The following is an 11,215-nucleotide window of genomic DNA, read 5'->3' as shown; positions in this document are numbered from 1 at the left end:
CCCCGGGTCGCCGCCTACACCGCGCGTCGCATTGCGATGCGCGGTTCGGCGTCCAGCCCCGCCGCGGTTTCCCGGGCGCGGGCGGCTGCAAGGGGGCCGGGGAGGGCTCCCTCGTCGAGTTCCCCGAAACCCAACCTGCGGTACAGCGGCCCGTTCCAGGGCACGTCCGCGAAGGTCGTCAGCGTCAGCGCGGTTTTCCCCCGCCGCCGCGCGATGTTCGCGGCGGCCTCGAGAACGCGAATCGCCCCGGCATCCTTGCGGATGGCGGGGCGGGTGCGCGGGTGGGCGGTCATCTTTCGGATGATGCCCGATTCACGGTGCGCGCGGGCCGTCGTCAAGCCCGTGCCGTGCGGCGCTACGCGCGGCCGAGGTGGTCGCCGACCACCGACAGGCCGTGGGTGGTCATGTGGAGGAACAGGTTGTAGTTGCCGATCTTGTCGTCGACGATGCCCACGACCCAGTTCTCGCGGTCGCAGGTGCCGTGGCCGGCGGTGACGTCCTTGAGGTTGATGAAGCGCCCGCCGGCGTCGGCGGCACCCTGCTGCAGGCCCGCGTCGAGGCCGGCCTCGATCTCGGAGAGGTTGACGGCCGGGGTCGGGATGCCGACGCCGCCGGTGTTGACCAGGCAGACCTCGCCGTTCGGGCCGGAGATGGTCGGGTAGCCGGCGACCTTGACCTGGGCGCCCGGGGCGACCTCCTTGGCGCGGTTGACGGCGTCGCGGACGGCGGCGCGGAGGTTTTCCTGGATCTGCGGCATGGGCATGCGCTCGTTCAGGATGTACGGGTAGGTGTCGTTGGCGCCGGCCAGGATGACGACCTGCTTGGTGCCGGCGTCGAGCGCGCCGGTCTCGGCGGCGCGGTTGATCTGGTCGATGATGCGCATGCCGCCGGTGCGGAAGGAGGCGCCGGCGCAGGTGTAGTCGGCGACGTTGCCGCCGTTGTGGTTGCCCACGGCCTCGGTGAACGTCCGGTCGGTGCCGCAGTTCAGGTCGTTGACGCGGGCGCCCGGGACGGGGATGTTGGCCTTGCCCTGGAGGTAATCGCCGACGGTCGGGTTGGCCGGCAGGGAGTCGCCGAAGACGACGGTGTTGCCGGGCGCGGCCTGGGCCGCGGGGATGGCGATGGCGGCGACGGCGGTCGCGGCGAGAGTGGCCAGAACGGTACGGATTCGCATTGAGCTGCCTTCGTGGTGACGACGGTGGGCCGGGGTCATTCCGGCATCGATAACAACGTGCACAGCCTAATCGTTGCCGTGCCGTTATAAAAGTCGAGCGGGCGAAATGCCCACCCGCTTTTCGCTTTACGACGGGGTGGAACGTGTTGGGGCGGGGTGCCGGGGGTGTCGTGGAGCGTGTTCGGCGCGTGCCGTCGGCGGCACGTGCCTGAGGCGTATTCGGTTGTGGTGGCCGGATCGCGATCGCGAGCCATGTGCCGCATGGGGCATGTGCGTCTCATGGGCCGTATGAGTCGCATGTGGCACACGTGGCGAGTTTACCCGGGAGCAAAGCGCCCGGCCATGGGCATCGGAAAGAAAGGGGGAAAGCGAAGAAAGGGTGGGGAAGAAGGGGGATGGCGAAGAAGGGGGATGGGAGGTTCGGCGATCGGGAGACTTGGTGAAGTGGCCCGCCTCCAGATTTTCGCGTGACCCCGGCGGCGGTGCGGCCTGCGGAAGTTGGCGGGGCCGGCAGCGTGGATGCCCGGGCCCACGCGAAGAAACCGGCCACCCGCGGAAGCCGCGGGTGGCCGGAATCGGTGGCGCCGGGGAGCCGGGCCGGGTGACCGAGCATTGCTGCCGGGGCCCGGTGGCCGGTGCCGGGTAGCGGGGTCGGCGAACCTGTTCGGGGAACCTAGCCCTTCAGCGACGCCGGCGGGGTGAAGCGTTCGCCGTACTTCGCCGCGAGCTCCTCGGCGCGGGCGACGAAGCCCTCGACGCCGCGCTGGGCGGAGCCGTCGGCGCCGGTGCCGTCGTAGTTCTTGATGAACTGGCGGGTGCCGCCGGTCCACGCCGGGTAGCCGATGCCGAAGATCGAACCGATGTTGGCGTCGGCGTCGTGGAGCACCACGCCCTCGTCGATGCACTTCTGGGTCTCGACGGCCTCGATGAACAGCATGCGGTCGATGAGATCCTGCAGTACCACGTCGTCGGAGTCGATGGAGCCGGCGCCGAGCTCGGTGCGCAGGCCCGGCCACAGCCCCTGGCGGCGGCCGTTCTCATACTCGTAGAAGCCGCGGCCCTCGAGCTTGCCCGGGCGGTCGAAGTCCTCGAGCATGCGGTTGACCAGCGTGGACACGCCGCCGTCGTCGATGGACTCGCCGCGGTCGCGGGCGGCGGTCTCGTTTTCCTCGCTGATCTTCTTCATCAGCTTCAGGTTCAGTTCGTCGGCAAGCTGCAGCTGCGCGGCCGGGTACCCGGCCTGCCGCGCGGCGGCCTCCACGGTGGCGGGCTCGTAACCCTCGGCGACCATGCGGATCGCCTCGTTGATGACGGTGCCGATGACGCGCGACGTGTAGAAGCCGCGGGAGTCGGTGACCACGATCGGGATCTTGCGGATCTGCACCGCGAAGTCCAGCGCCGCGGCGAGGGTCTTCGGGTCGGTCTCGTCGCCGGAGATGATCTCCAGCAGCTGCATCTTGTCCACGGGGGAGAAGAAGTGCAGGCCGATGAAGTCGCCCGTGCGCTCGACGTGCGACGCCAGCTCGGTGATCGGCAGGGTGGAGGTGTTGGAGCCCAGGATCGCCGTCTTCGGGACCGCGGCCTCGATCTCTGCGTGGACCTTGTGCTTCAGGTCGGTGTTCTCGAAGACCGCCTCGATGACCAGGTCGACGTCGGACAGGTCGTCGTAGGACTCGGTCGGGGTGATGCGGTCCAGCAGCGCCTTCGACTTCTCCTCGGTGGTGCGGCCGCGCTCGAGGGCCTTGGCCTCCAGCTTCTCGGAGTAGCCCTTGCCGCGCTCGGCGTTCTCCAGCGAGATGTCCTTGAGTACGACGTCCATGCCGGCCTTGGCGCAGACGTACGCGATGCCCGCGCCCATCATGCCGGCGCCGACGACGGCGACCTTCTTGAACTCGGTCTTCGGGTACGGCGTGCCATCCTCCTGCAGCGGGCGGGAGCCGCCGCCGTTGCAGTGGTTCAGGTCGAAGAAGAACGCCTGCATCATGTTCTTCGACTGCGAGCCGGTGACCAGCTCGGTGAAGTAGCGGGACTCGATGGTCAGCGCGGTGTCGAAGTCGACCTGCGCGCCCTCGATGGCGGCCTGCATGGCGCGGCGCGGGGCCTTCATGGGGTTGCCCTTGAGCTGCTTGGTCAGGTTCGCGGGGAACGAGGGCAGGTTCGCGGCGAAGCGGGGGTTCTTCGGGTCGCCGCCCGGGATCTTGAATCCCTTGACGTCCCAGGGCTGCTCGGCGGTGGCGTCGTCGGAAAGCAGCCAGGCGCGGGCGCGGTCGAGGAGCTCCGCCGGGTCGGCGACCTCGTCGACGAGGCCCACCTTGAGGGCCTTGTCCGGGGACATCTGCGCGCCGGTGAGGATGACCTTCATGAGGGCGTCCTGGATGCCGATCATGCGCACCACGCGGGTGATGCCGCCGGCGCCGGGCAGCAGGCCGAGGGTGACCTCGGGCAGGCCGATCTTCGGGCCGCGGGCGTCGGCGGCGATGCGGTGGTTGGCGGCCAGCGCGACCTCGAGGCCGCCGCCCAGCGCCGCGCCGTTGATGGCGGCGACGACGGGCACGGGCAGCTTCTCGATGCGGCGCAGCGACTCCTTCATGTCCTGCACCATGTCGAACATCGACTGGGCGTCTTCCGGGCCGACCTGCGACATCTGCTTGATGTCGCCGCCGGCGAAGAAGGTCTTCTTGGCCGAGGTGAGGATGATGCCCTTGATCCCCGCCGCCTCCGGGCCGTCGGCGAGCTCCTGCTCGAGCTTCGCGGCGGTCGCGCGGAGGTCGTCCTGGAAGGTCTGGTTCATCGTGTTGACGGGCGCGTTCGGGTCGTCCATCGTCAGCGTGACGATGCCGTCGTCGGCGCGGTCCCATCGGAACATGTTGTCGGTCATGTGGTGATCTCCCTTTATCCCTGTGTTCTGCGTTGTGTTCCGGGGTGGTGTGCGGGGTGTTCCCCGGGGCGGTGCCCCGGCCCCGATCCGGTTGGCGAGATCCGGCCTAGACCCGCTCGATGATGGTGGCCACGCCCATGCCGCCGCCGATGCACAGCGAAATCAGCGCGTAGCGGCCGCCGGTGCGGTGCAGCTCGTCGATGGCCGCGCCGGTGATCATGGCGCCGGTGGCGCCCAGCGGGTGGCCCATGGCGATGGCGCCGCCGTTGACGTTCAGCTTCTCGTCGGGGATGCCCAGCTTCTGCTGCGCGTGGAGGACGACGGCCGCGAAGGCCTCGTTGATCTCCCAGACGTCGATGTCGTCGACGCCGAGCCCGGCCTTGCCCAGGACCTCGCGGACGGCGGGCTCGATGCCGGTGAGCATGATCGTCGGCTCGACGCCGTTGACGGCGGTGGCGACGATGCGGGCGCGCGGGGTCAGGCCCATGTCGGAGCCGGCCTTCTCGGTGCCGACCAGGGTGAGGGCCGCGCCGTCGACGATGCCGGAGGAGTTGCCGGGGTGGTGGAGGTGCTCGATCTTCTCCAGCTGCGTGTACTTCTTCAGGGCGACGGCGTCGAAGCCGCCCATCTCGCCCATCTGGGCGAAGGAGGGGCGCAGGCCGCCGAGCGACTCGACGGTGGTGCCCGGGCGGACGGTCTCGTCGTGGTCGAGGATGGTCAGGCCGTTCTGGTCGACGACCGGGACGACGGAGTCCTTGAAGCGGCCCTCGTCCCAGGCCTTCTTCGCGCGCTCGTGGGAGGTGGCGGCGAGCTGGTCGAGCTGCTCGCGGGTGAAGCCGTCGAGGGAGGCGATGAGGTCGGCGGAGATGCCCTGCGGCACGAAGTCGGTGGCGAACGACGCCTGCGGGTCCATGGCCCAGGCGCCGCCGTCGGACATCATGGGCACGCGGGACATCGATTCGACGCCGCCGGCGAGGACGAGCTCGTCCATGCCGGAACGGACCTTGGCGTTGGCCAGGTTGATGGCGGTGAGGCCGGAGGCGCAGAAGCGGTTGATCTGCACGCCGCCGGTGCGGTTGGGCAGTCCGGCGGCGAGGGCGGCGGTGCGGGCGATGTCGGCGCCCTGGTCGCCCACGGGGGTGACGCAGCCGATGACCATGTCGTTGATGCGTTCTTCGTCGAGGCCGGGGTTGCGGCGTCGGATTTCCTCGATCAGCCCGACGAGGAGGGTCAGCGGGCGGACCTCGTGGAGGGAGCCGTCCTTCTTGCCCTTGCCTCGGGGGGTGCGGATGGCCTCGTAGATGAAGGCCTCGCCACCCGAGGGGATGCTGGCGTTGGTCATGGTGTGTCGTGTCCTCACATGTAGGCGAAGAGTGTCTCACGTCACTATAACGACATATCTGAAAACCGCTACGCCGCAGACCAATTAACCGTGATTAACGGTGTTCCGGGTGCCCCCGAAAGGGCTCGCGGCACCCCTGAGCACGGTTTTCGCGTGTCGCCGGCGGTCGCCGGTTTCGTTTGCGCATCGCCGTTAACCGTGCCGCACGGTCAGATGTTGCCGAGCAGCCCCGCCATGACCCGGACCGCGTGCCCGGTCACCCGGGGCGGGCAACCATGGGCCTCTGCGGCGCAGACCCGCCGGCGCAGTCCCGATCCCGCCCCCCACCTACTTCTTCCGCAGCACGAGCACGAGGTTCGACACGCCGACCTCGCGCAGCACGGGCACCTTGGTCATCCACCACGCCCACCACGGGTGGTACCGGGGGAAGGCGGCGAGCAGTTCGGCGTGGCCGGCGCGCTGCATTTCGCGGCCCCAGGCCATGCCTTCGGCGCAGCCGACCTCGAACAGCGACTCGCCGTAGTAGTTCTTGGGGCGCTTGCCGTGCTTCTTCTCGTACATGCGGCGCGCGCGGTCGCCGCCGAGGTAGTGCGTCAGTCCCATCTCGTGGCCGCCGAACGGCCCGTACCAGATGGTGTACGAGTACACGACCAGCCCGCCGGGCGCGGTGACGCGCAGCATCTCGCGCCCCATGCGCCACGGTTCGGCGACGTGCTCGGCGACATTGGACGAATACGTCAGGTCGAACGCCCCATCGCGGAACGGCAGCTCCAGGCCGGAGCCGCGCACGGACGAGTCGAGCCGGATCCCCGCCGCCGCCATCTCGCCGACGTCGGGTTCGCAGGTGTAGTACTCGACGCCGCGCTCGGCGAACGCCCGCCCGAAGTACCCCGGTCCGCCTCCGACGTCGAGGATCCGTGTCCCGGTCAGGGGGGAGCTCGTGCTTTGCGACGTCTCCGCGCCCGCAGCGGCCGTCGTCAAGCCGGCACTGCGGGAACCGTCGCCGCCGCCGGCGCTGCCCGATGCGGTGAGCCCCGCCCCGGCGGCGATGCCCTCGAGGAGCGCGACGGTGTCCTCGGCGAGGTGGCCGTAGAAGCGGTCGGGGTCGGTCTGCTCGTATTTGAAGTCGTCGAGCAGCCCGAACGAGCGGCGGAGGGTGCAATGTGGGCGCAATGCGGACAGCGCGGGCGGGGTGAAACTCACGTCAATGACCCTATGCCACCGCCGCGGCGCCGAAGGCCGGGCCGGGGGAAACGCGTGGGGAAAACAGGCGGTGACCCATGCGCCGAACCCGTGCATGAGGGTCGGGAAACCGCGCACTCGACCCGTGAATAAGGGGAACACCGTCATGCCCCGGGGAGCAGGGGATTATGGTTGCTCCCCATGAAGGTTCTCCTGCTGTGCTGGCGCGACACCGGCCATCCCGAAGGCGGCGGCAGCGAGCGCTATCTCGAGCGGGTCGCAGAGCACCTGGTCAGGGAGGGGCATCGCGTCGTTTTCCGCACCGCGGCGTACCCGGGTGCGCCGAAGAAGTCGGAGCGCGCCGGAGTGCGCTATTCCCGCGGTGGCGGCAATTTCTCCGTCTACGTCCGCGCGTGGGGCGCGATGCTCGCCGCGCGCGTCGGGCTCGGGCCGATCGCGCGCGGGTTGGGCGGCCGCCCGGATGTCGTGGTGGACACGCAGAACGGCATCCCCTTCTTCGCGTCGGTGGTGTCGGGCCGCCCGACGGTGGTGCTGACGCATCATTGCCACCGGGAGCAGTGGCCGGTGGCGGGCAAGCTGGTGGGCAAGTTCGGCTGGTTCGTCGAGTCGACGCTGGCCCCGGCGGTGCAGCGGCGGTGCCGGTACATCACGGTGTCGCGGCCCAGCGCCGATGACCTGCGGGGACTCGGCGTCGATGAGGTCCGGATCTCCATCATCCGCAATGGCGTCGACCCCGTGCCGGAAGTCGCCGTCGGCGCGGAGAACGCGCCCGCGGCCATCGACCCGTGCGCCGTCGACGGCGGCCCGCGGCTGGTGACGCTGTCGCGCCTGGTGCCGCACAAGCAGATCGAGCACGCCATCGATGCCATCGCGGCGCTCAACCCCACGTACCCGGATGCGGTGCTCGACGTCGTCGGTTCGGGCTGGTGGAACGATGAGCTGCTCGCCTACGCCCAGGCGCAGGGCATCGCGGACCGCGTGGTCTTCCACGGGCAGGTGTCGGAGGAGGAGAAGCACCTGATCCTCGCCCGCGCCTGCGTCCACGTGATGCCGTCGCGCAAGGAGGGCTGGGGCCTGGCCGTCATCGAGGCCGCCCAGCATGGCGTGCCCACGGTCGGGTACCGGTCGTCGGCGGGGCTGCGCGATTCCGTCGTCGACGGCGTCACGGGCCTGCTCGCCGGCAATCCGGCCGAGCTCGTGGAGGCGACGAAGTCCATCGTCGCGGACCGGGACCTGCGGTCCTTCCTGGGTTCCGAGGCGAAGAAGCGGGCGGAGACGTTCAGCTGGGACGCTACGGCACGGTCCGTGGAGCAGGTGCTTCACGACGTCGCGGCGCCCTCCGCCGATCGCCGCCGGATCCGGGCATGAGGCCCACGAGCGGTCCGGCCAGCGCCATCCCCGCCCACGCGAGCAGGGCGATCCACGCGGGTGCGGGGTCCGCGCCTTCGACGCGGGCGATCGCGCCGGGCACCCGGTACAGCGCCAGGTTCTCGTCGGAGTAGACGGTTTCCAGGCGGCCGATGACGCGGGCGGAAGCCCCGAGTTCGCCGGGGGAGGACTCCACGAGCACCCAGCCGACGCCGTTGGCGCGCAGGATCTCGATGGCGTCGTCCGGTGCGTCGATGAGCGCCGCCTCCACCGTCGCGGCGGTGGAGCCTTCGCCGCCGACGCTGACGCCGGAGACCACCAGGTCGCCGGTGGCCAGCACGGGGGCGGGCAGCGTTTTCACGGCGGGGTCGTAGGCGGGGCGCCCGTCGATGATGCGGTACGGGCCGGCGGGCAGCATGGCGACCGCGGCGTCGTCCATCGCGACCACCCCGGACACGGCGTTCCACCCCGGCCACGGGTCCACCGGCTCCAGCGGCGCGACGGCGCGGGGCAGGTCGGGGACGGCGGCGATGATCACCGCGACGGCGAACAGCGCGGCGAGCCAGCGGCGGGGGTCGGGGACGCGGCGGGCGAGGGTCTCGGCCCCCGCCGCGGCGAGGATCGCGTAGCCGGGCACGGCGAATGCCACCCATTTCTGGGCGTCGCGGGCCAGGCCCGCCCCGGGCACGTTCTCCAGAGCCCGGGCCATGATCGCGATCCCCGGCGGCGTGGCCAGTGCGGCGACGATCAGGACCGCGGCGCCGGCGAGGATGATGAGGCGCCGGCGGGCCCCGGTGACGGGCGAATGCGCGGCGGTGCCGGCGCTCGCGTGGCCGGCGCGCGGTGCTTCGTCGCCGGGCCCTCCGGTTCTGGCCTCCGCCGTTCGGGAACCCACGGCCCCCGCGCCCCACGCCATCTTCGCCCCGATGGCGAACAGCGCCAGCAGGGCCACGACCGCCAACGCCGCCGTACCGGTTTCGCGGGCGTGGGGGACGGCCTGCCCGTTCCAGATGCCGCCCAATCCCGCGACCGCGCCAAGTGTGCCCACCCAGCGCTCGGCCCGCGCGGCGAAGGCCGCGGCCCCCGCGGGATCGGCGACGCCCGCGCCGGAGCCGAGCGCCGTGGCCACCAGCCACGGGGCCGACACGACCGCCCCCGTCGCCGCGGCGACCAGCCGGTCCCGCCACGTGCGGGCGGCGACGAGCGCGACACCGGTGCCCAGCAGCGCACCGGTCGGCGTCAGCCCCGCGAACGCCATGGCAGTCGCCCGCCACCACGGTGCGGCCGCGATGGTCGCCAGCGCGACGGCCGGCAGCAGCGCCATCGCCAGCACCAGCGACCACTGACCCTGCAGCAGCCGCTCCACGACGTACGGGTTCCACAGCAGCATGGTCACCGCCGCGATCTGCCCGACCACCCCGGCGCCCAGCACCCGCCGCACCAGTTCCGCCGCGGCCACGCCGCCGACGGCCAGCGCACCGAGCATCAGCAGCCGCATGACCATGCCCGCATCGGTGAACCCGCCGGCCAACGCCAGCAGCGCATCCTGCGGCGCGGCCCTCGCGGCCGACTCGCCCAACCCCCACGACGCGTCGGTCAGCGCCGGATGCGGCGGCACCACCATGTCGCGCAGCAGCGGCATCCCCGGGAAGACGAACGGCCACAGCACCGCCGCGACGAGAACGAACGTCCAGCCGAGCACGATCAGCTGACCGGTGCGCTCGGCTTTCCCCACGGCTCTCCCGGCGGTGGCGTCCACGGCATTGTCCACGGCGACGAGTCTATCGGGGCAACCGGATCCGCCGCCGGATGGCGGGGGCGGCGGCGTCGTCAAGCAAAAGGGGAGAAAGAACGGGACGCGGAAGGGATGGAAAACGGGGTGGGGCAAGGCACGCGAAAGGCACGCGAAAGGCATGCGAAAGGCACGCCCGACAGACGCCAAAACGCCCGCCCACCGGTGAAAACCGGTGGGCGGGCGGAAACCTGGCGGGAATGCCGGCCCGGGCCCGGGTGGAGCCTAGGAGCGGCGGTGCGTGCGGATGCCCAGCAGGACCAGGACCAGGCCCACGATGCCCAGGACCCACGGCACGACGGTGCCGGCGATGGTCAGCTTGGACTTGGAGTCCTTGGCCTTCTGCATCTGGTTCTTCTTGGTGTCGGCGTCCCACTGGCCGGAGAAGTCGAGCGCGGTCCGGTTGCGCTCCTGCGCCTCCTTCTTGCGGCCCTCCTCGGTGACCATCTGCTTCGCCTCTTCCTCGTTGCGGGCGTAGAACTGGAAGATCTCCTCGGTGCCGTTCACGATCACGCCGGTGGTCGGCTCGACGCGGACGGTGCGGGTGGTGGTGTAGTAGCGGTCCATCTCCACGTCCTCGTCACCCTCCAGGCCCCACTTCTCGGCGGGGAACTTCAGGCGCAGGGACGCGAGCGAGGACTCGTCGGCCTTGGTCAGCTTGCGGCCGTCGCGGGTGGCGTGGGCCTTGGTGTTCTCGTAAAGGTTCTGCGGCGGAACGACCATGGAGTACTTGTAGACGGTCTCGCCGTCCTGCTCCTCCTCGCCCTTGAAGTCGATCTGGAACAGGTCCAGGCCGATGGCGTCGTAGTACGGGTACGACTTCTTCTCCGCGTTGAACGGGAACTGGTACTGGATGCCCGGGCGGCGGAACTGCACCGGCTCATCCGCGCCCTCCTGGCCCGGGGCGGCGCCCGAGATGGAGGAAATCGGGTCCTCCACCGGGAACGCGTTGGTGCGGTCCAGGGTGATGCGGTCGACGGTCGCGTTGATCAGGTTGCGCGGCTCGTCGCGGTCCTCGCGCAGGATCACGGTGCCGGCCTCGAGGGTGACCCGCTTCTCGTCCGACGGGTCCTCCACGCGGACGTGGCGGGAGGACTTCAGCGGCACCTCATCGTTGATGAAGCAGTGCAGCGGCAGGTCCGGCTTCTCCTCGCCCTCGCCCTCGGCCTTGCAGCGCGGGTCGTTCTTGCGCGGGTCGACGACCTCGCCCTTGGCCAGGGCACCGGAATCGAGGAGCGCGCCCTCGCGGACCTCGGTCACGGTGGTGCTGACCGTGTCCAGGGGAATGACCTTCAATCGGGGTACGAGGAACGTCGGCAGCAGGACCGCGATGACGATCAATGCGGCGCCGATGATGATCATCAGATGGGCGAGACTTCTTTTGGCCATGAGCAGTGACTTCCCTTACGTCTTACGGGTTTCTCGTGCAAAACCTAGCAGGTTCCGAAACGAAGGCAC

At 70.4% G+C, this 11,215-nt stretch carries 8 protein-coding genes; 1 reads left to right on the top strand and 7 read right to left on the bottom strand.

Annotated features, from left to right (window positions below; all coding sequences use genetic code 11):
* Positions 1 to 14: 14 nt before the first annotated feature.
* The 5 genes from CHAN_RS13060 to CHAN_RS13040 form a co-directional block, all read right to left on the bottom strand.
* A complete protein-coding gene (locus CHAN_RS13060; RefSeq protein WP_290290415.1) occupies positions 15 to 293 on the bottom strand; it encodes a GNAT family N-acetyltransferase in 279 nt (92 codons plus the stop codon).
* Between the two features lie 62 nt (positions 294 to 355).
* Positions 356 to 1,174, bottom strand: a complete 819-nt coding sequence (locus CHAN_RS13055) for a GDSL-type esterase/lipase family protein (RefSeq protein WP_290290413.1) — start codon at positions 1,172 to 1,174, stop codon at positions 356 to 358.
* 673 nt (positions 1,175 to 1,847) lie between these two features.
* A complete protein-coding gene (locus tag CHAN_RS13050) occupies positions 1,848 to 4,052 on the bottom strand; it encodes a 3-hydroxyacyl-CoA dehydrogenase NAD-binding domain-containing protein (protein WP_290290411.1) in 2,205 nt (734 codons plus the stop codon).
* A 106-nt stretch (positions 4,053 to 4,158) separates the two neighbouring features.
* A complete protein-coding gene (locus tag CHAN_RS13045; RefSeq protein WP_290290408.1) occupies positions 4,159 to 5,394 on the bottom strand; it encodes an acetyl-CoA C-acetyltransferase in 1,236 nt (411 codons plus the stop codon).
* Between the two features lie 327 nt (positions 5,395 to 5,721).
* A complete protein-coding gene (locus tag CHAN_RS13040) occupies positions 5,722 to 6,597 on the bottom strand; it encodes a class I SAM-dependent methyltransferase (protein WP_290290406.1) in 876 nt (291 codons plus the stop codon).
* Positions 6,598 to 6,777: 180 nt separating this feature from the next.
* Between CHAN_RS13040 and CHAN_RS13035 the strand changes: the two genes are divergently transcribed.
* Positions 6,778 to 7,965, top strand: coding sequence for a glycosyltransferase family 4 protein (locus CHAN_RS13035; RefSeq protein ID WP_290290403.1), 1,188 nt, complete (start codon positions 6,778 to 6,780; stop codon positions 7,963 to 7,965).
* Here the strand turns inward: CHAN_RS13035 and CHAN_RS13030 are convergent.
* Positions 7,889 to 9,736: an MmpA family trehalose lipid delivery protein gene (locus CHAN_RS13030; protein ID WP_290290401.1), complete on the bottom strand. Its 1,848-nt coding sequence runs from the start codon at positions 9,734 to 9,736 to the stop codon at positions 7,889 to 7,891. The two genes, CHAN_RS13035 and CHAN_RS13030, sit on opposite strands and share 77 nt — an antisense overlap.
* Positions 9,737 to 9,982: 246 nt before the next feature.
* Positions 9,983 to 11,146, bottom strand: a complete 1,164-nt coding sequence (pgfA, locus tag CHAN_RS13025; RefSeq protein WP_290290399.1) for a cell envelope lipid trafficking protein PgfA — start codon at positions 11,144 to 11,146, stop codon at positions 9,983 to 9,985.
* Between the last annotated feature and the right edge of the window lie 69 nt (positions 11,147 to 11,215).

Origin of the sequence: Corynebacterium hansenii (genome assembly GCF_030408795.1) — a bacterium.
Lineage (GTDB): Bacteria > Actinomycetota > Actinomycetes > Mycobacteriales > Mycobacteriaceae > Corynebacterium > Corynebacterium hansenii.
This window is presented reverse-complemented; position numbering and strand designations above follow the sequence as displayed.